The sequence below is a fragment of the Undibacterium sp. CY21W genome, assembly GCF_014284265.1.
Classification (GTDB): Bacteria; Pseudomonadota; Gammaproteobacteria; order Burkholderiales; family Burkholderiaceae_D; genus Undibacterium; species Undibacterium aquatile.
This window is the reverse complement of sequence record NZ_JACOGE010000003.1, coordinates 190,963-211,698: the sequence shown is the minus strand read 5'-3', so window position 1 is coordinate 211,698 and position 20,736 is coordinate 190,963. Positions and strand designations below refer to the sequence as shown.

The following is a 20,736-nucleotide window of genomic DNA, read 5'->3' as shown; positions in this document are numbered from 1 at the left end:
CACTGTAATTTTTATCAGTTTAAGGTCTTATGCAAACCTTGTAAATCATAAACATGCAATTCATTCAAATGATGCATCCCTTCGACTGCAGCTTCAGCGCCCGCAATCGTTGTGAACGTCGTCGCACGCGCAATCAGTGCTGAGGTACGAATCGCACGTGAATCAGTAATCGCATTCCGTTTTTCTTCAACTGTGTTAATGACCATCGCAATTTCATTGTTTTTGATCATATCAACAACGTGCGGCCGCCCTTCAACCACTTTATTGACGATGGAAACTGCAACACCCTCAGCAGCAATCGCAGCAGCAGTACCACGAGTGGCGACAACAGAGAAACCAAGCTCAACCAGGTCTTTTGCTACTTTTACTGCACGCGGCTTATCGCTATTTTTCACGCTGAGGAAAACCTTGCCTGAGGTAGGCAACTTAACACCGGCACCCAACTGGGATTTTACAAAAGCTTCACCAAATGTTTTACCAACACCCATGACTTCACCAGTCGACTTCATCTCTGGGCCAAGAATAGTATCAACACCCGGGAATTTCACGAATGGGAATACGGCCTCTTTAACACTGAAGTATGGCGGCACAACTTCAGCGCCGATGCCCTGCGAATCCAGAGACTGACCGACCATGCAACGCGCAGCGATTTTCGCCAGTTGCAAGCCTGTTGATTTAGATACGTAAGGCACAGTGCGGGAAGCACGTGGATTCACCTCAAGAACGAAAACAACATCCTTACCGTCTTGTTTTTGGATCGCAAACTGCACATTCATCAAACCAACGACATTCAAGCCCTTAGCCATCAGCGCAGTCTGACGCTTGAGTTCAGCAATGGTTTCTTGCGACAGAGAATATGGTGGCAATGAACATGCCGAGTCGCCGGAATGTACACCAGCCTGCTCGATATGTTCCATCACACCGCCAATGAATGTACGCTGACCATCAGATAAGCAATCGACGTCGACTTCGATCGCATCATTCAGGAAGCGATCCAGCAATACCGGAGAGTCGTGCGATACTTTTACGGCTTCACGCATGTAACGCTCAAGATCACGTTGTTCATGCACGATTTCCATCGCACGACCACCCAACACATACGATGGACGCACAACCAATGGGTAACCAATTTCCTGTGCCAGCGCCAGCGCATCAGCCTCAGTACGCGCAGTACGATTAGGCGGCTGACGCAAACCCAATTCCTGCAGCATTTTCTGGAAACGTTCGCGATCTTCAGCAGCGTCAATCATGTCAGGCGAGGTGCCGACGATAGGAACGCCATTCGCTTCCAAATCCAGTGCCAGCTTCAAAGGTGTCTGACCACCGTATTGCACGATCACGCCAACTGGCTTTTCTTTGTCGACGATTTCCAGTACGTCTTCCAGCGTCAACGGCTCAAAATACAGACGGTCAGACGTATCGTAGTCTGTCGAAACTGTTTCAGGATTGCAGTTGACCATGATGGTTTCATAGCCATCTTCGCGCATCGCAAATGCAGCGTGGACGCAGCAATAATCGAATTCGATACCCTGACCGATACGGTTAGGGCCACCGCCCAGCACCATGATTTTCTTCTTATCAGTCGGATTGGATTCGCACTCTTCTTCATAAGTCGAATACATGTAGGCGGTATTCGTGGCGAACTCACCGGCGCAAGTATCAACGCGCTTATACACTGGACGCACACCCAGAGCACGGCGTTTTTCACGAATCGCAGTATCGGTTGTTTTCAGCAGTTTTGCCAGGCGACGGTCAGAGAAACCTTTTTGCTTCAGTTGCAGCATCAGGGCTTTATCAACGCTGTCGAGTGACTGTTCGTCCAGCCATAATTCGATGTCGACGATATCCTTAATCTGCACCAGGAACCATGGGTCGATATGCGTCAGCTGATGCACCTCTTCCATAGTAAAACCCTGGGCAAAAGCATCACCAACATACCAGATACGGTCTGGACCTGGCTCACCAAGTTCTTTTTCAAGAGTCTCACGATCCTGGGTTTTTTCATTCATGCCATCGACGCCGACCTCCAAGCCGCGCAACGCTTTCTGGAACGATTCCTGGAAGGTGCGACCGATTGCCATCACTTCACCGACAGATTTCATCTGCGTCGTCAGGCGATTATCTGCCTGCGGGAATTTTTCAAATGCGAACCGTGGGATTTTCGTGACGACGTAATCAATCGAAGGCTCGAAAGAAGCTGGCGTAGCACCACCAGTAATTTCATTGCGCAACTCATCAAGCGTAAAACCGACTGCCAATTTGGCCGCAATTTTGGCGATCGGAAAACCGGTTGCCTTGGATGCCAACGCAGATGAACGGGACACACGCGGATTCATCTCAATAACGATCATGCGGCCATCAGCCGGATTAACCGAGAACTGCACGTTGGAGCCACCAGTATCGACACCGATTTCACGCAACACCGCTAATGAGGCATTACGCATGATCTGGTATTCTTTATCGGTCAAAGTCTGTGCTGGCGCCACAGTAATGGAGTCGCCGGTATGCACACCCATAGGGTCCAGATTTTCGATGGAGCAGACGATGATGCAGTTGTCGGCCTTATCGCGCACGACTTCCATCTCATACTCTTTCCAGCCTATCAGCGACTCCTCGATCAGCAATTCATTGGTAGGCGACGCTTCCAGACCTCGTTTGCAGATAGTCTCGAATTCTTCCGGATTGTAGGCGATGCCACCGCCAGTACCACCCATCGTGAACGAAGGACGGATAATGACCGGAAAGCCGACATCCTTTTGCACTGTCCAGGCCTCATCCATCGAGTGTGCGACGCCGGAACGGGCAGAACCAAGACCAATTTTGGTCATCGCATTTTTGAATTTCAGTCGATCTTCCGCTTTATCGATCGCCTCAGGAGTTGCGCCGATCAGTTCGACTTTATACTTATCGAGCACGCCGTTACGCCATAAGTCCAGCGCGCAATTCAGTGCGGTCTGACCACCCATGGTCGGCAGGATCGCATCCGGTTTTTCTTTAGCGATGATGCGTTCAACCACTTGCCAGGTAATAGGTTCGATGTAAGTCACATCGGCCATTTCCGGATCAGTCATGATGGTGGCTGGATTACTGTTAACCAGAATGACTTTATAACCCTCTTCGCGCAAAGCCTTGCAAGCCTGTGCACCGGAATAATCGAATTCGCAAGCCTGACCGATGATGATAGGGCCAGCGCCGATAATCAAAATACTTTTTATGTCGTTACGTTTTGGCATTTTTATTATTCTCCTGTCTTTGCCGTGGTCATCAATGTGATAAAGCGATCAAACAGGTACGCAATATCATGCGGCCCCGGAGATGCTTCAGGATGCCCCTGGAAGCAGAAAGCTGGTTTATCAGTACGCGCAAAGCCTTGCAGGGAGCCATCAAACAAAGACACGTGCGTAACACGGCAATTTGCTGGCAAAGAGGCGGCATCAACGGCAAAACCATGATTCTGTGACGTAATCAATACCTGTTTGGTATCCAGATCCTGCACCGGGTGGTTGGCACCGTGGTGACCGAATTTCATTTTCAGTGTTTTCGCACCGGATGCGAGCGCCATGATTTGATGACCCAGGCAAATACCAAAGGTCGGAATGCCCTTCTCGATCAACTCTTTGGCCGCAGCAATTGCGTAATCGCAAGGCTCAGGGTCGCCAGGACCATTCGACAAAAACACGCCGTCAGGATTCAGCGCCAGCACTTCAGCAGCCGTGGATTGCGCTGGCAATACGGTAACCTTGCAGCCGCGTTCTGCCAGCATGCGCAGAATATTGCGCTTGACGCCAAAGTCGAAAGCAACCACATGAAACTTCGGATCTTTCAACTGGCCATAACCCTGACCCAGCACCCACTCTGCTTCAGTCCAATCATAAGCCTGCTTGGCAGAAACAACTTTCGCCAGATCCATGCCAGACAGACCCGGAAAAGATTTCGCCAGCGCGATCGCTTTTTCAGCATCTGCTCCAACCAGAATCGCACCACCCTGCGCACCTTTTTCACGCAAGATACGTGTCAGCTTGCGGGTATCAATACCAGCAATAGCAACGATGTTTTGAGACTGGAGGTAAGCAGAAAGGGATTGTTCGGAACGGAAATTGGAAACCAGTTGCGGTAAATCTTTAATAATCAGACCAGCGGCGTGGATTTTGTCTGATTCAACGTCTTCAGAATTAACACCGGTGTTACCAATATGCGGATACGTCAGGGTGACAATTTGAGAACTGTAACTGGGATCGGTAAGAATTTCCTGATAGCCAGTCATGGAAGTGTTGAAAACAACTTCACCAAGAGTATGACCGGAAGCGCCAATAGAATATCCAGTGAAAATAGTTCCATCGGCAAGAGCAAGTATGGCGGTGTCCTGACCGGAACGAAGAAGGGACTGCGGAATGGGCAGCAAGGGCAACTCCTGTATTGTTACCGCCGCTGCGACGCCCCAAGTTGCGTTATCTCAGGCCGAACGATAAACGAGCGGCCTGTCAATAAGAATGGAGCGATGAGAATTTGGGTAGGCGCTACGGCGAGATTTCGAATTAGTTAAACCCTCGAATTATAGCTCAAAACCACCTCTCAGGCAAATCATAAACCCTTGCAAACCCCTGAATTCCCGTGTTTCAACTTAGCCACTAAGCATCCATGAATAAAAACACGGGAAGATAAACTCTTACAAACCTAAGGCGGCAATTCCTGCTTTGGCAATTTGCGCATCTTCTTGAGACTTCACGCCGGAAACACCAACAGCACCAACACAATGGCCATCAACAAAAATAGGAACGCCACCTTCGAGCATCCCCTCAATCAGCGGTGCGCTGAGGAACGAATAGCGTCCGTTATTGATCAGGTCTTCATAAATCTTAGATTCACGCTTGCCTAATGCCGCCGTCGCAGCCTTCGCTGGAGCAATGTGCGCAGAGACAGGTGCCACACCATCCAGTCGTTGCAGCCACATCAGATGCCCGCCATCGTCAACAATCGCGATCACCACCGCCCAGTTATTTGCTTTGGCTTCTGCCTCGGCTGCTGCCGCGATTTTTTTGACATCATCCAGCGTCAGAATAGGTTTGGTTTGCATAGTCAGCTCCGTATTTAGTAGAGCGGGGATTGTACGCGATGCCTAATTTCATTGGAGTAAAAAGTGTTTTTCAATTTTCACTTCTAAAAGGGGCAATCCATGAAATGACGCCCCAAAGGTTTACATTATTGAAGACTTCGCTTAAAGTTGACCAGTTTTCTTCAATAAGTGCCAAGATGCTAATAAACGTTTCCAGACTAAAAAGAAATGCCACATTAGTGCTCGTCGCAGCAGCATTGCAACTATCCGTCTGCCATCAGGCTCAGGCAAGCGACAATCCCTTCCCTGAATCCTCCACTGCGTTCAGCAAACTTCAAGAAATCAAACAACGTGCCTCTGATCTGACCATGAAAGCGATGGACTTCATGGGCATACGCTACAAACGTGGTGGCAGCACGCCGGAAAACGGTCTCGATTGCAGCGGCTTTGTACGCCTGGTATTCAAAGATGCCTTAGGTGCCAACCTGCCCCGTACCGCCGCAGAAATCAGTCGCGTTGGCGAAAATATCGATCAGAAAGATCTTCAGCCTGGTGATCTGGTGTTTTACAACACGCTGCGCCGCGGCTTTTCCCACGTCGGCATCTACCTCGGGGACAATAAATTTATACACTCCCCTTCCGCTGGTGGTCAGGTGCGGATTGAAAGCATGGATATTGCCTACTGGAAAAATCGTTTCAACGGCGCCCGCCGCATTAACGACAACGACACCAAGCAATAGTTAGCATTTCAACTCCCTGCATATACTCCCCCTGATTTTCAAATAAAAAAGCCTGGCGTCAGCATCGACACCAGGCTTTGCAAAATACTACCCGGGAGTATATTTTCCGGTCAATACCTATTCAATCAGCGTTCCTGCATCGCTTTTAATTTCTGCTTCAATTCAGGCATCACTGCCATCGCAGCCCGCTCACCCGCCAATATCGCCAGATTACGACCAGCAAAATCACTGCCCTTCATACTTGGCAGTTCAGGACGAATCACAACATCCGCCTGTTTCAGCTCGAACTGATTAATGCTCTGTCCCATGATTGTCACTGTCTGCAACAAGATATCGATTGTACTGTTGCCGTTTTGCGCTTCGGGTTGTTGAGAGATATTGACGGCAATCACCAGATCGGCCCCCATATCTCTGGCAAAACGTACCGGCACAGGAGCCACTAAACCACCATCAACATACTGCCGGTCATTGATCCGTACTGGTTGAAACACCGCGGGCACCGCAGACGATGCGCGTACCGCCGTGCCAGTATTCCCGCGCTGAAATAAAACGGCTTGCCCGCTGGACAGATCGGTCGCCACTGCACCAAACGGCTTTTTAAGTTTTTCAATTGGTGTCTGATGTACCATGCGATTCACATACGCTTGTAAAGCATCCCCTTTCAGCACACCGCTGGATTTGGCAAACAAGGGTAAAGACCAGTCAGAAATCGTTGCCTCGTCCATTTCCAGTGCCATCTTCTGCAGCGCAAACCCATTATTACCGGCAGCGTACATCGCCCCGACAACGCTGCCAGCGCTGGTACCAACCACGATATCGGCCTGTATCCCCTGCGATTCCAGTGCTTTAATAACGCCAATATGGGCAAACCCACGCGCCGCGCCCCCCCCCAGCGCCAGACCTATCCTGACCGGCCGGTTTACCTTAGCAACAGGAATCGCCGTCACTGGCGTCGGCACCACCGATGGCTGCGTACTCATACAAGCACTCATCAGACTTAATGCGGACACCGAGGCAAAGAGCGCTGTGTATTTTTTGAACTGTGAAAATCGTAACTGAAATGCGGAAACAGAAAACACGAAGAAGGTTGGCATGTGATTGGTCAGAAACTGAATAAGGAATTACTTCAAGACAACACCATTAAAGCAAAACGCTTTAACAACATCTTGTTTGCAGAACCGAATTATATTTCCAAACACCTGCTCACGTCTGAACAGCAAGAAAACAGACCGAATCAGAACACGTTTTTACTTAATTTTCAGAAACAACTGTGCATTAATAAAAAGAAAATATTGTACTGTCATATCATTGACATATTCACCACTGATAATCCTCAGGTCTTTTGGGAATGAAGACAAAGAATAAAAATTTATATTTTTTAATGAAATTAGCAATCGATTGCGCAATCGCTGGCAACCGTTTCTGAACCTAAAATTGAGAAAGACAACATGAAAACAATCCATTGGCTACCGCCGCTTACAGCATTAGCCTTAACAGCCTGCGGCACCAGCTCAAATACTGTCAGCGTGATTCCTGAGGGAACTGTTTTAAAAGTCGCGTTACTTGAAACGACCGATTTACATCAAAACATTCTGAGTTATGACTACTACGGCTTAAAAGCGGATACCAGCCTCGGTCTTGAGCGCACTGCCGCACTGATCAATTCGGCACGCGCAGAAAATCCAAATACTGTATTGCTGGACGATGGTGACGTGATTCAGGGTACATTGCTCGGTGATTATCAAGCTGTGGCGTCACCAGTTCCTTGTAGTGGCACGATGGCCATCCATAAAGTGATGAACGCGCTGAAATATGATGGTGCCGGTGTCGGTAATCACGAATTCAACTATGGTCTGAATTTCCTCAGCCAGATCACCAACACAGATTTTGGTCTGAGTGACGTCACAAAACCAGTCAACTGCGGCGCACCAAGCTTCCCTGTTGTTCTCGCCAACGTGGTTGGTATCAGTAGCCAAAAACCGATCTTCAATCCTTACTCCATCATTCCTAAAAAATTCAATGCGACGACACCAGACGGCTCACCGCTGAGTGTTACGCTAAATGTCGGCATCGTGGGCTTTGTTCCACCGCAGATCATGGACTGGGATCAAAAATACCTGGCGGGTAAAGTCATGGTAAATGGTGCGGTCGAAACAGCGAACAAATACATTCCTGAAATGCGCACAAAGGGTGCTGATCTGGTTGTCGCCTTGTCTCACGGCGGTCTGGATGCGTCAGCCTATAGCCCAAAAATGGAAAATGCCAGCCTGCATCTGACCAACACCGGCATTGATGCTCTGATGGTAGGCCACTCTCATCTGATCTTCCCAAAAGCCAAAGAAACCAACGGCCCTGCGATCGATGCGTCCTTAGCTGCGCTGCCAGCAAGTCAAGTGGACACCGTCAAAGGTCTGGTTAATGGCGTTCCTACTGTCATGGCACAAAGCTGGGGACGTCGTCTCGGCATCATCCAGATGGTATTGAAATACCAGGGTGGTAAATGGGTAGTACAAAAAGATCAGACAAACGTCGAAGCGCGCGGCTTTAAATACAAAGATGGCACAACAATTGTTGATGCCGATGCCTCTGTTGCTCCGCTGGTCGATACTGAGCATAAAGCAGCACTGTCTTACGCAACGCAGCCTCTGGGAACGACAACCGACTTTGAAATGTCCGCTTATTTTGCTTTGGTCGGCGATGTCAGCGCGATTCAAATCGTGAATCAGGCACAGATCGATTACGTCAAAAATTTCATTACCAACTCAACTGACGCGACCATCGCCAGCTACAAAACGATCCCTGTCATCTCCTGCAGCGCGCCATTTAAAGCTGGCCGCAACGGTGCGACAGACTTTACCGATGTCGCACCAACCGCGACATCGGCAGCACCAGTCGGCTTACAAGTGCGTAATCCTGGCGACCTTTACCTGTACGGCAACAATAATATCCAGGCAGTCAAGATCAAAGGTTCAGATCTGAAAGCATGGCTGGAAACCGTGGCAAAACAGTTCGCGCAAATCAATCCAGCCCTGACCACAGAGCAAGATCTGGTGCCATCGTATGGAACCATCTATAACTACGATGTGTTCTACGCTGAAAACAATGCGCTGACCTATCAGATTGATGTAACGAAAGCCGTTGGCAGCCGCATCGTGAATCTGACATACGCAGGCAAACCTATTGCCGACACTGATGATTTCATCGTAGCCACTAACGACTATCGTGCAGCAGGTGGTGGTAATGTCCCGGGTATCGACGGCAGCAAAACCATCATCAAATCACCTGACGCAAATCAGGCTGTGGTCAGCGATTACGTGAAAAAACAAGGCAAACTGACTCTGGCAAAAAATGGCTCGGGCAAAAGCTGGAGTTTCGTTAAAGCCACGACTGCTGGTCCCGTCATTCTGCGTTCAGCACCTGGCAAACTGGCCATCGCCGGCAATTCTGGCCTGAGCCTGGTGAAATCCGAAGGCGCACTCGATGCCAATGGTTTCGCCAAATATGCCATTGACCTGAGCAAATAATCGCAAGGCAATCCGCATTAAAAAGTTGTAAGTAGTCATTTCAGAGGTAAACCTGCTCCTGGCAACAGGGGCAGGTTTTTATAATATGAATACCATGAAAAACATCATCACCCGTGCTGCCCTCACCTGCACCACCAGCCTTTTCATTGCGTGCACACCTGGCGTCAACACCCATCCCGGCACCGCGGAAATTGAATCGACAGGCATGCGCGCGATACAAGCGCAACACGCGGATTCCATTAAAACTCTCAGAGTATGGGCGAATCAGGGAATAGTCACAGCACAAAGAGAACTCAGCTTTGCCCTTGCAGTACAACAGGACAAACAGGCAGAAGCAGCGCAATGGATGGAAAAAGCAGCCAAAGCTGGCGATACCGAAGCGCAATTCGCATTTGCTGAAGCGAACTACAAAGCCAAACTTGGACTTCCCCAAAATCTTACGGTTGCATGGAAATGGTACGAGGTGGCAGCAACGAAAAACAATGCAAAGGCAAGTTTCATGCTCGCACGCATGGCAAAATACGGCGAAGGCACGCCGCTTGATCTGCAAAAATCGGTGCACTGGCTAAAAGTCGCCAGCGATCAGGGCAATGCCCAGGCAATGTTCCTGCTATCAAATGCCTACGCCGATGGCGATGGCATCGCCAAAGATCCCGTACAAGCCAGGACATGGCTGGAACGCTCAGCGGAAGGCGATTTTCCTCCGGCGATACAAGCTCTTGCGATGGAACTGGAAGGGGATAAAAAGCACCACGATCCCGATAAACTCAGCGCCCGTCACTTGCTGAAAGAAGCGTCCGATGAACGCATGTTGCGCTGGAATAAATTTCAGTAAAAGCGGCTAAATTTTCCGAAAAAAAAAAAGCCCGCATCTCGCAGGCTTTTTTTATGCAGAAACAAAGTCTAACGCGACGAAACAAGTTTCAGGCCAAAACCGATCAGTGATAAACCTGCCAGTTTTTCCAATACACGGGTCACTGCCGGATTAGCACGCAGGCGTTCAGCCAGAAAATGTGTCAGCAGCACCGCAATCAAACCATAAATGAACGTCAGAATCGCGATGGTCGTGGCCATAAACCCAAACGTGATAAGCCCCTGATGGTGCACCGGATCCACAAATAAGGGAAAAAAAGCCATATAAAACACGATGGCTTTAGGATTGAGCAAGGTAATCGTCAGCGCCTGTTGCATGTAATGATGCGGCTTGATGTTTAACACCGGCGCAACACCCGGTTTGGCCAGCAACATCTTGCATCCCAGCCAGATCAAGTACGCTGCACCCAACCACTGCACGGCCTGAAAAGCAGCCGGATACGAATGCAGTACTGCAGCAACACCAGCCACTGCCATCCAGAGCAAGACCTGATCGCCGAATATCACACCAAACGTTGCCGCCAACCCACCTTTGATACCACCTTTACTGGTCGATGTGATCAATGCCAGATTACCAGGCCCGGGAATAATCAGTAACACAATAAATGCAATGACAAACGAGCCGTAATCAGTAACGCCGAGCATGATAAATCCTTAAAATTATGCAAATACACCAAATGATGGTCTTGCTTTACACAATAAGAGAAAACCTGACTTGCAATCAAGCATTTCTTTATTTCTTTGTTTGCAGGCAAACAAGCGATTCTGGTCATTGTTGACAGCGTTGATCAGAATGAATTGCTCATTGCGGACGAGCACTTCGCTTCGTACCGCTACCAGCCCGCTTTCATTCTGGCAAACGGACGCAATCGATTGTCATACCAGCAGGAAAAGTAAAGCGAACCAGATAAGTTATACATTTTATGAATGATTATTATCTAAATATTTGATTTTACGTATTTATTGCAGTGCAGTATAGTTACTTCTGTCTCCTCCAACACCGTCAAGGTTTGGATTTAAGCCCGCTAATGCGGGCTATTTTTTTATCCGCTTCCCCTCCGCAATCGCACATCAGAAATGAAGTTTCTGCATATTTCCTGCAAAATCACTTCACAACTACGTCGTCCCTGAAATAAATAGAAAACCCCGGGATTGAGCTAAGTTGAAATTATTAAATTAATATTAATGATTTCAACCCCCATCATTTATCATGACTCCGGCTTCCAGCAAAAAATATCCGTACCTTAGGTTTTTTACCCTCTGATTCCACTACTATTCCTACTTAACGTAAATTTACGACAACCTTCCGGTATCAAATTTTCATCGAATCCTGAGTTTTTTATCGAATCGACATCAACTGATTGCCCATGCCATCCACTGTCAATTCAAATTCGTTTAAACGCCACATCTGGTACACACTGTCGTTACTGGTCATCCTGGTCTGCACGTTCACTCTGTCCGTCATCGCAGAAAAAACAATCGATGCAGCGAACGAACAGCGACTGAACTCATTTCTTCTGGCAGATGAGTTACGTCAGTCTTCTGATGACCTGACACGCATGGCGCAACTTTATGTTGTTTCCGGTGATCGCCGGCAGTTGCAGTACTATCAGGACATACTGGATATCCGCGATGGTAAAAAAACAAGACCAGTGAACTATGGGGGCATCTATTGGGATCTGGTGCTCGCTACAGGAACACCACCGACAGCGGAAAGCAAACAGACGAAGCCACTTCTGGAACTGATGCGAGAAGCAGGTTTTACCGAGCAAGAACTCAGTGTTTTGTCAAAAGCGAAGGTTTTTTCAGACCGTTTGACACAAACTGAACGAGAAGCAATGCAATTGCGCCAATCTGAAAATGGCAAAGAAAAAGCAAGTCAGATGTTGCACGATTTTGCTTACCTGAATGCTAAAGCAGCGATCATGAAGCCTATCGATGATTTTTATGGTTTGATGACAGCGCGAACCAATAACGCAGTCAGCAACGCAGAACATCGTGCATTGTTAATCAGGATTCTGTTTATTGGCCTGGCAGTGCTATCACTACTGATGCTCTATCGCACCTCACGTGCACTCAGGATCATTATGGGTGGCTCGGTTAGCGAGGTCCACGCAGAGATTACACGTATCGGCAACGGCGACTTCAGCAAACCATTGGCTGTGACTGAAAGCATGCAAGGTTCCGTGCTCGCCCGCCTGGCAGAGATGCAAAGCAAATTAAAACAAATCACAGATCAGCACCAATCAGCGCAAGCAGAATTACGTCAGAGCGAGGTAAATCTGAAAATCGCCCAGCAACTTGCGCAGATCGGTAACTGGGATATCAACCGGAGCACCGGTGAAGTGATCTGGTCCGACGAGGTATACCGTATTTACGAAGTGACTCCCGACACTTTTACGCCTTCAGCTCATTCTTTCGTCGATGCGACGCACCCCGATGACCGGGTCTTGCTCAGTCGCAGTTATAACGACGCCATTGAAAACAAGACCGCGTATGAAATTACCCGTCGCTTACTATTAAAAGACGGGCAGATAAAATACGTCAACGAGCGTGGCAAACCTTTTTATCAGGAAGATGGACACGTCCTGCACTTAATCGGCACAGTGCAGGACGTCACCGCCAGCAAACTTAGCGAACTGGCATTGAAACGGCTCAATCGCGATTTGCGCTTGCTCAGCGACTGTAACATGGCGCTCGTACGGGCTGAAGACGAGCATTCCTTGCTCAATGAAATCAGTCGCTTGTGCGTCGAAAGTGGCGGCTATCTGATGGCGTGGGTCGGATATGCTGAATATGACGATGCACGGACTGTGAAGCCTGTGGCACAGTCTGGTTACGAGAATGGCTATCTCGATGGCATCAATATTTCCTGGGGCGGCAACGCACTCGGCAGCGGGCCGGTCGGTTCTGCGATCAGAACCGGTGAACCGACGACAATTCAAAATGTATTAACCGACGAAAGAATGCGACCATGGCGCACGGCAGCGATACAACGCGGCTACCGGTCAAGCATAGGTTTACCGTTGATTCATAACGAACATACCATTGGCGCCCTCACCCTCTACTCCAGCGAAGCAAACGCTTTCGATGCAGAAGAAATCAGGCTGCTGATGGAACTCGCGAACGATCTCGCGTTTGGCATTATCAACTTGCGTACCCGCGCCGCGCACGCCGAAGCCAAGTTGAAACTGGATTTCCTGGCCAACTTCGACTCCTTGACACACCTGCCAAACCGGACACTGTTGCAAGACCGTTTCGAACATGCGGCAATGATCGCTGACAATGAAAACACAATGGTGTCGCTGCTGTATCTCGATCTTGATCACTTTAAACACATCAACGACAGCCTCGGCTACGCAACCGGAGATCGTGTATTGATTAAGGTCGTGGAGCGTCTGCGTCAGTGCATACCAGAAACCGCTACCATCAGCAGGTTGAGCGGCGATGAGTTTGTCGTTCTTCTGACCGGCAAACGCGATGCAATCGGCGTGGCTGGAATGGCGAATACCATCAGCGATATTTTTATCGATCCTGTTGATATCGACGGCAATACGCTGAATATTTCATGCTCTATCGGTATCGGCTTATATCCTGAGGATGGGAAAGATTTCGACACGTTGCTCAAACATACCCACGCAGCTGTCGACAGCGCCAAAGAAGCCGGACGTAACACCTATTGCTTTTTCTCGCATGAGATGAATTCTGGCCTGACAGAACAGATCAGGCTGACCGGTGGATTGGTACATGCATTACGCAATCAGGAATTCCGCATTCATTATCAGCCACAGTCCGACATTCATAGCGGAAAGATCATCGGTGCAGAAGCGCTGCTGCGCTGGCAACATCCGGTGGATGGCTTAATTTCGCCAGGCAAATTCATCAGCCTGGCAGAGCGCAGTGGTCACATCGTGCCTATCGGCGAATGGGTACTGAACGAAGCATGCCGTCAGGCCGCCAGTTGGTTACGCGACTATCCTGACGCTCCGGTCGTCGCTGTCAATCTGTCGGCATTACAGTTCAAACGCGGCAAAATTCTGGATGTGGTTGCCAATGCACTCGCAAAGTCTGGCTTGCCACCGCATCAACTTGAACTGGAACTGACGGAATCGATTTTATTGCAAGATGTCGGCGCCACCATAAACATCCTGCACGGATTAAAAAATCTGGGTGTCAAATTATCGATCGATGACTTTGGAACTGGCTACTCCAGTCTGTCTTACCTGAAGCAGTTGGCCGTCGATAAGCTGAAAATTGATCAGTCGTTTGTGCGCGATATGCTGACCAGTGCCGATGGCGCGGCCATTGTCAAGACCATCATTCAGCTCGGACACAACCTGCAACTGACGGTCATCGCCGAGGGCGTTGAAACCAAAGAACAACTGGCTTGTCTGAACGAATATGGATGCGATGAAGTGCAAGGCTACCTACTCAGCCATCCGTTACCAGCCGACAAACTAAGCCGTTTGCTTACTGAACGATCCGGCACGCTTACCGTCGATTAAAGTCGATACACATGCGGATGACGCGGCCCCGCTTAATACTGCCGCCGAACAAACGCCGTCAGAAACGCCGGTGCTCGCGCGGCTCGAACACAGGATCTGGGCCATTTTCCAGTTTGCGCACAATGCCAGAGTGGTCGAAATAGACTGCCATCAGTGAATTCCACACACCACTTTCCTTGTATGGATACGACCACGCTTCCAGCCCGACTCTGGAGTAATACACATTTTCATACGGCGCACCCAGCATTCTCAACACAGCCGCCTTATCAGATACGCCCGGTTTGATTTCGGCAAACTTCTGGTCTGTCAGCACTTGTTCATACGAAAGCACTTTGCCGTCGGCAGCAACCCTGACCATGTGCGTCGCCTGCGCCCTGCGACCACGCATGTACTCAAGTAAATGCGTTTGCCCATCCTGATACACATGAGTAGGATTGCCCAGCTTGGCGATCAAGTCATTTTCCGTTTGCAGCGCAGCGATATCTGCCGAATGCCAACTGACACATGAACTTAAAGTGGCCGCAAAACTAAAAAAGACGAGTTGTTTTATGATGGAATGAACGCAGAATGTTTTCATGGTAAATCGACGTGTTGTCAACACCGTGTTATGCCGATTGCAGCCAATGGCAAGCAATCATCAGGCGACGTGCAGCATCCTACACCCTCTCGTCTGTTAGATAAACAAAAACACCACGGACAAAGCAAAACCGACTTACCTACCCGTCGCCACGATCAGCTCATCCAGTGAAACAAAATCAGTTATCGCTTTCTACGCGATTACGCCCATTTTCTTTTGCTTTGTACAAAGCCCTGTCAGCCCGCTGCAATAACATATCAAAAGATGTATCTTCAACATTCAATGTGGCGATGCCAATACTGGCGGTAAAACGGACAATGGTATTGTCATCCAGATTTACGCCCTGCGCTTCAGCGACGACGACACGTAAGCGTTCGGCAATGATTTTCGCGCCACTTGTATCAGTATGCGGCAGTATCACCGTAAATTCCTCGCCCCCCAAACGTCCGCTGACATCCTGATCTCTGGCGGTAATAGTCAGCAAGTTTGCCAACTCTTTTATTACCCGGTCACCAACCGGATGCCCCCAACGATCATTAATAAACTTAAATTTATCAATATCCAGCATCAATACTGAAAGCGAATGCGTATAACGTCTCGCCCGGGTAAATTCTCTGTTCCCGATATCCATGATGTGACGACGGTTTGCAATATTCGTTAGTGCATCTGTGGTGGCAAGTTTTCGCATTCTCTCGCGTTGACACAATCGTGATGCGATCGCAAAGCGATTACAGCGAAAATACACAAGAGCAGAAATCCAGTGGCAAACTGCCACATTCTGTAACGCCAAGCCTTCAACACACGGTCATAGTCAAAGCCGACAATCGTGATAAACGGAAAGCGCTCCACTTTACTCACCCCGGTAATTCGCCGGCGACCATCGTAGGGGGAATTATTGATGAATGAAGTGGGGTCATTAATCCGGCTGTAAAAAAACTGAGCCATTGGCACGGGAACGGGCTTCCCTATCGCATCTGGTTGTGCCGGCTTGTTTGCCAGCAGCAGGCCATCCGCATCCATAATGGCGAGTACATCATTTGCTTCGGTATGTATTGCTTCAATCCATTTTTGTGCTAATGCCAGATCGACCACCGCCACAACACCGCCAAGAAAAATCCCGTCGGCAGACCCCAGGATACGCGACATCAACACAGCGGATCGACCTGAAATCGATTGTTCAGCGGATAAATACTTTATATGTGTACTTTGCCCCGGGTTCACCTTCACACCTCCGCAAAAATGTTGGCCGGTGTTAACGCCGATGAAAGGTGATTTTGCAGTCGCCACAATGCGGCAGTCACGATCCAATACCGCGAAGTCCCTGAGACCTGTGACCGTTTCGAGTTTCTCCGAAAGAATTGCGGTCAGGCGAATATTTCTTTCATTATCCTTGCTAGTTAACTGCAAATCTTTAACGACATCGAGTCTGCCGATGATGTCGCGCAGCACGTAATCTGTGACAAGAAACAACTCACCGACAGAACTGCCAACCAACTGACTCTTGTTGATCGCAAGCTTCTTTGACTCTTCGATAATTTGCTCGCGCTCCTGATAAAAATCAACAGTCAGCCATGTACCGACTATGCTTAGCAATAAAAGCAAAGCGCCATAGTCTGATAGGAATTTTGAGATAACTTGATTTTTTGAAATAAAATTCAATTTGAATTATCCGAAAAATGACGAAAAATTTTGGGCCACTTGATGCGTGATATTGCATGTGAAGATCAATGCTGATGAACGTTATTCCGATTCACACTGTGTTCAACCGGCAAATATCCAGCAACAAGCAACTGGCGTAACGAGGGCATTCAGCAGCGCATTAACCGCCTGTACTGACAACTCAAACCACGACAATTCAGAAGAAAAAACGAAAGCAAGCTTGTATCGTTCGCCAATAAGATTTGGCAAGAAACACTTCGTCAACGAGGTGACGTACCTGTCGAAGGAAGGTTGGAAGAAATTATATTCAAAAGTGCAGAAATGAATTGCAAACCATTGTGCCAGGAGAAATATCTGCGTTCTACATCACAACGCTGCGCAGCGTTGCATTTTACTTAATGACGAGTTACCGAAATAACTCAGGTAAAGTGCGACATGCGACCCGGAGATACTGATCAGTCAGATAAACCACAAACGAACAAAAGACATGATCACAACAAGGACATAAAACTGTATCCTTTATTTTCGTCAGTATTCAAATTGTTCTGGCAAGATATGATCTTTTGATCTTTTGATCTTTTCTGAATGCACGCAGCCACCCATCATTTTTTTGAGGGAAATATGCAAATTGATATTTATCAGAGTGTCGCTCAGCCCAAAAAGCACCTGTCTGTCGCTGCCAATACCGACATCAAACTATTAAATCTGGAAGACCCTGATTATGCCGATGTCCGGCTGATACAGCGCGGCTTCGACACATTGGGGCTGGTCAAACCTGTGGCTCTGGATGTCGCAGCAGCAATCGCGGGCATAGAGAGCGAAGGTTATTATCTGCACAGCGCCGATATCGAAATCGGCTGGGTTCAGCAATCCTGAAGACAACGCCGACAGGCTTTAGCACCTGAAAGGAAACCATCTTGAGAACGTTTAAAACCGGAAATTTCGAGATCACCTTTGAGCATGATATTCAGGACACCGCGGCGATCGCACCATATGCCACGATCAGGAATTTACTGACCGGGGAAGAAGGCGGCGTACTGGAGCTTGACATGATCTGTCAGACCGAGCCGCAAGCGGATGAAGAAGTCATCCGCGAGGCAAAGCACAGAATCGCCACTGGTCAATGGCGCGACTGATTCAGCCCAGATTTTCATCATCCAGAAGCAAAAAATACTAAAAAATCATAAAAATATACTGGGGGGAGTATATTTTACCCCCCTTTATTTACTGAGACATTAAGGCGAAATCGGCAGATACTCCCCTGTTTTTAGTCATTTATGGGGTCAGACTGCAGCCTTCTGAATGCTGTCAGCGCATTTATCTGGCAGAACGGTGTTGCTGATATTTCTGCATCAGCGCTTCATACAAAGCATTGCCGCTGCGGGCGTAACCATCTTCCGTAAAGTGCACCAGATCTGGTCGCGCCAGTGGCGGGTTGGCTTCAGCATAGCGTTGTATCGCGCAATCACCGCCCATCGCCGCCGCCCAATCCCAGTACAGTAATTTTTCTGCGACCGCCGTTTCACGCTGTATGGTCTGCACGGTGCGCAATGCCATTGGTAATTTATAACGGCACCCTGCACTCTCGCCAGGCCCGGTCTTTTTCGCTGAATTCGGCGCGCCGATCAATAAAATCGCCGCCTCAGGCGCAGCGCTGCGCAATTGTCGTATCGTCGTTTGCAAGTCCAGCCGGTAAGCGTCAAAGTCAGGTTTACTGTCAAACGCTTCGTTTGTTCCATACGACAAAATCAGCAATTGCGGACGACGCCAGCGCAACTGATCGCGCACCGCTTCCGGTTGCCAGCGACTGATCACACGTTGTGTTGCCCCGACGATACCCAGCGCATCAACGCTGACGCCCGGCGCAATCGCATCAATCGCAATGCCGCCCAGCTCTGTTGAATTACCCTCGGAACGCAGAAACAAACTATTCAGTTCCGCGCCGCTGCCGATCACATAGCTGACCTGCCAATCATTGCCAACTGGCGGTGCCAGATCGCGGATATCGCCATCGGGAAAAGCCAGTTTCCAGCCGCCTGCGGCTTGATCAGACACTTTGCGCGACCAGATGCTGACACGGTAGACACCATTCAAAGGCTGCTTCGGTACAATTTCCATGTAAGCGCCGAAGGACGGCATGCTGGCAACGCCACCAAGCGGAAAATTTTCCGGATTCGCACGGCTGATACGGGTATTCCACTGCCCTGCCATTTTCATCAAGACCTGCGCAGAACGCTGGTTTTTAACATAACCCGGAGTAATCCAGCCTATGCCCGCGTTGCCGAAACGCTGCTGCAAACGCTCGCGATACGCCTGGGTAAAATAGTCGCCGCCGGTATGAGAGTCGCCTAATTGCAAAATATGAATGACATCCTTACTTTCACCACGTTCCAATGCCGCCAGTTGACGCCAGAGCCGCGCTGCATTCGGATCGCCATAATCCTGCAATACCGTCGCCTCCACAGCGGATGAAAAAAGACAGAACGTCAGCAGAACAGACGCCAGACGCCGGGACAAAAAAGGATTGATCACAAAGGCTTACTCACTGTTGGTAAAGCAAACTGACGCAAAATCAGATCGCTCAGAATTTTCTGTCCGGCACGGGTGAAATGAATGCCGTCTTCGTTGCGGACAGTCACACTTTTTCCATCCTCCCTCGTAATCGCTTTCTGATAAGTCTCGGCATTATCGCTTAATAGCTCACGGGTCGATAAATAGCGCGAAGCACTATCTTTGATCGCCGCAGAAAATAATTGATTCAATACTTTGACACCGCGGTTGATATTTTCCCGCCCCATATTCGGCGCACCCAGCCAGATCACGCGTATATGCTGCGCATGGGCATATCGAACGATACTTTCCACTCTGGACGCGTAGGTCGATTGCCATTTTTCGCTGCCGAAGCGTTCATATTTGTTGCCAAACACCATATCCCAGGTATCGTTCGCGCCAAGAAATACCACCAGCACCGAAATGCGTTCTTTGCTGATCGTGTTCTTAATCGTCGTTGGCCAGTCAAAATAACCGGGATAAGTCAGCCCCGTACTCTGACGACTCAGATCCAGTGACTTCACATTCCCATTTTGCAGTGCCCGCGCGACATGCGGCGCCACGCCCTGCATCATGGAGTCACCGACCAGCAAGACCTTGTCGCTGGGACTGAGCACGATACGCCCGTCTTCATTGAGTGACGCAAACTGAGTCAATGGAACCGCCCGGTTTTCTTCCGTTTCGGTCACGGCTTCAGTTGTATGCAGTTGCGCGTCGCTGCTGACGCTGGCGACCTTATCTGATTCTTTCTGACTTTGCCCGGCATCACTGCCGCTCTCTTTATTCGTTTTTTTACCGGCAACGGGCGACGTCGATACGTTGGCAGCAATCCCATCCGCGTGCGCCTTCAACATCAGGCCATTCGTTGTATGTGTTTTTTGTGCTACAGCTAGTGTCGGTTCATCCTTTTGCATCAGCGCTGATTTACCCAGCCACAACACGTTAGCCGCGAGCATCAGACGTTCCTGCGTTTCCTCCATTGCGCCGATTTGCTGATTCAATGTTCGCGATACGACTTTGGTGACGTCCGCTCCGCTGTGCCATAACTCAGCATCCGACAGATGCGTCAGCCCTAATTCTCCGTGCCGCGTCTGCTGCCAGTAAATATCGAGCGCATCTTGCCGCAACCAGAACAATAAACCCAGCGTGAGTGCGATGACCGCCAGTGTCGGCATCGAACCAGTATCGACTTTCGTTGCTCTTAACGCGGTACCAGTTTTCGGTTTTACTCTTGTTTTGACCTTCGCCATCATGC

16 protein-coding genes are annotated in these 20,736 nt (G+C 49.1%); 6 read left to right on the top strand and 10 right to left on the bottom strand.

Annotated elements, in window-relative coordinates; translation table 11 throughout:
* Positions 1-14 precede the first annotated feature (14 nt).
* The 3 genes from carB to H8K29_RS08925 all read right to left on the bottom strand — a co-directional run bounded on the left by carB (position 15) and on the right by H8K29_RS08925 (position 5,074).
* Complete coding sequence (gene carB / locus H8K29_RS08935; RefSeq protein ID WP_186897303.1) at positions 15-3,233, bottom strand: carbamoyl-phosphate synthase large subunit; 3,219 nt, start codon at positions 3,231-3,233, stop codon at positions 15-17.
* Positions 3,234-3,238: 5 nt separating this feature from the next.
* Positions 3,239-4,393: a glutamine-hydrolyzing carbamoyl-phosphate synthase small subunit gene (carA, locus tag H8K29_RS08930; RefSeq protein ID WP_186897512.1), complete on the bottom strand. Its 1,155-nt coding sequence runs from the start codon at positions 4,391-4,393 to the stop codon at positions 3,239-3,241.
* 273 nt (positions 4,394-4,666) lie between these two features.
* The gene (locus H8K29_RS08925) at positions 4,667-5,074 is read right to left on the bottom strand and encodes a heme-binding protein (RefSeq protein ID WP_186885451.1); all 408 of its coding nucleotides are present in this window, start codon (positions 5,072-5,074) and stop codon (positions 4,667-4,669) included.
* 176 nt (positions 5,075-5,250) lie between these two features.
* Here H8K29_RS08925 and H8K29_RS08920 point away from each other — a divergent pair, with 176 nt between their 5' ends.
* Positions 5,251-5,793: a C40 family peptidase gene (locus H8K29_RS08920; protein ID WP_186885452.1), complete on the top strand. Its 543-nt coding sequence runs from the start codon at positions 5,251-5,253 to the stop codon at positions 5,791-5,793.
* A gap of 125 nt (positions 5,794-5,918) precedes the next feature.
* On the opposite strand, the gene H8K29_RS08915 is transcribed toward H8K29_RS08920, so the two are convergent.
* Positions 5,919-6,773 (bottom strand): patatin-like phospholipase family protein, encoded by an 855-nt coding sequence (locus H8K29_RS08915; RefSeq protein WP_186885453.1) that lies wholly within the window; start codon positions 6,771-6,773, stop codon positions 5,919-5,921.
* Between the two features lie 468 nt (positions 6,774-7,241).
* On the opposite strand from H8K29_RS08915, the gene H8K29_RS08910 reads away from it, so the two are divergent.
* Entirely contained in the window at positions 7,242-9,317 is a 2,076-nt protein-coding gene (locus tag H8K29_RS08910) for a bifunctional 2',3'-cyclic-nucleotide 2'-phosphodiesterase/3'-nucleotidase (protein WP_186897302.1), read from the top strand.
* 85 nt (positions 9,318-9,402) lie between these two features.
* The gene (locus H8K29_RS08905; protein ID WP_186897301.1) at positions 9,403-10,152 is read left to right on the top strand and encodes a tetratricopeptide repeat protein; all 750 of its coding nucleotides are present in this window, start codon (positions 9,403-9,405) and stop codon (positions 10,150-10,152) included.
* Positions 10,153-10,220: 68 nt separating this feature from the next.
* Here the strand turns inward: H8K29_RS08905 and H8K29_RS08900 are convergent, their stop codons facing one another.
* Positions 10,221-10,835, bottom strand: coding sequence for a LysE family transporter (locus H8K29_RS08900; RefSeq protein ID WP_186897300.1), 615 nt, complete (start codon positions 10,833-10,835; stop codon positions 10,221-10,223).
* A 722-nt stretch (positions 10,836-11,557) separates the two neighbouring features.
* Here H8K29_RS08900 and H8K29_RS08895 point away from each other — a divergent pair.
* Complete coding sequence (locus tag H8K29_RS08895; RefSeq protein ID WP_186897299.1) at positions 11,558-14,695, top strand: EAL domain-containing protein; 3,138 nt, start codon at positions 11,558-11,560, stop codon at positions 14,693-14,695.
* Between the two features lie 58 nt (positions 14,696-14,753).
* Here the strand turns inward: H8K29_RS08895 and H8K29_RS08890 are convergent, their stop codons facing one another.
* From H8K29_RS08890 to H8K29_RS08880, 3 genes are all read right to left on the bottom strand, one after another.
* Positions 14,754-15,149, bottom strand: coding sequence for a hypothetical protein (locus H8K29_RS08890; RefSeq protein WP_255423315.1), 396 nt, complete (start codon positions 15,147-15,149; stop codon positions 14,754-14,756).
* Positions 15,150-15,450: 301 nt separating this feature from the next.
* Positions 15,451-15,960 carry a GGDEF domain-containing protein gene (locus H8K29_RS08885; protein WP_186897297.1) on the bottom strand — a complete coding sequence of 170 codons (510 nt, stop codon included), beginning with the start codon at positions 15,958-15,960 and terminating at the stop codon, positions 15,451-15,453.
* The gene (locus H8K29_RS08880; RefSeq protein WP_186897296.1) at positions 15,930-16,931 is read right to left on the bottom strand and encodes a hypothetical protein; all 1,002 of its coding nucleotides are present in this window, start codon (positions 16,929-16,931) and stop codon (positions 15,930-15,932) included. Before H8K29_RS08880 ends, H8K29_RS08885 begins: the two co-directional genes overlap by 31 nt.
* A 621-nt stretch (positions 16,932-17,552) precedes the next feature.
* Between H8K29_RS08880 and H8K29_RS08875 the strand changes: the two genes are divergently transcribed.
* Entirely contained in the window at positions 17,553-17,807 is a 255-nt protein-coding gene (locus H8K29_RS08875; protein ID WP_186885458.1) for a hypothetical protein, read from the top strand.
* Positions 17,808-17,848: 41 nt separating this feature from the next.
* Positions 17,849-18,067 (top strand): hypothetical protein, encoded by a 219-nt coding sequence (locus H8K29_RS08870; protein WP_186885459.1) that lies wholly within the window; start codon positions 17,849-17,851, stop codon positions 18,065-18,067.
* Positions 18,068-18,248: 181 nt separating this feature from the next.
* Here H8K29_RS08870 and H8K29_RS08865 read toward each other — a convergent pair whose 3' ends face one another.
* Both H8K29_RS08865 and H8K29_RS08860 read right to left on the bottom strand, forming a co-directional pair.
* Positions 18,249-19,463, bottom strand: coding sequence for an SGNH/GDSL hydrolase family protein (locus tag H8K29_RS08865; protein ID WP_186897295.1), 1,215 nt, complete (start codon positions 19,461-19,463; stop codon positions 18,249-18,251).
* Positions 19,460-20,734, bottom strand: a complete 1,275-nt coding sequence (locus H8K29_RS08860) for a DUF459 domain-containing protein (RefSeq protein WP_186897294.1) — start codon at positions 20,732-20,734, stop codon at positions 19,460-19,462. Before H8K29_RS08860 ends, H8K29_RS08865 begins: the two co-directional genes overlap by 4 nt.
* Positions 20,735-20,736 lie beyond the last annotated feature (2 nt).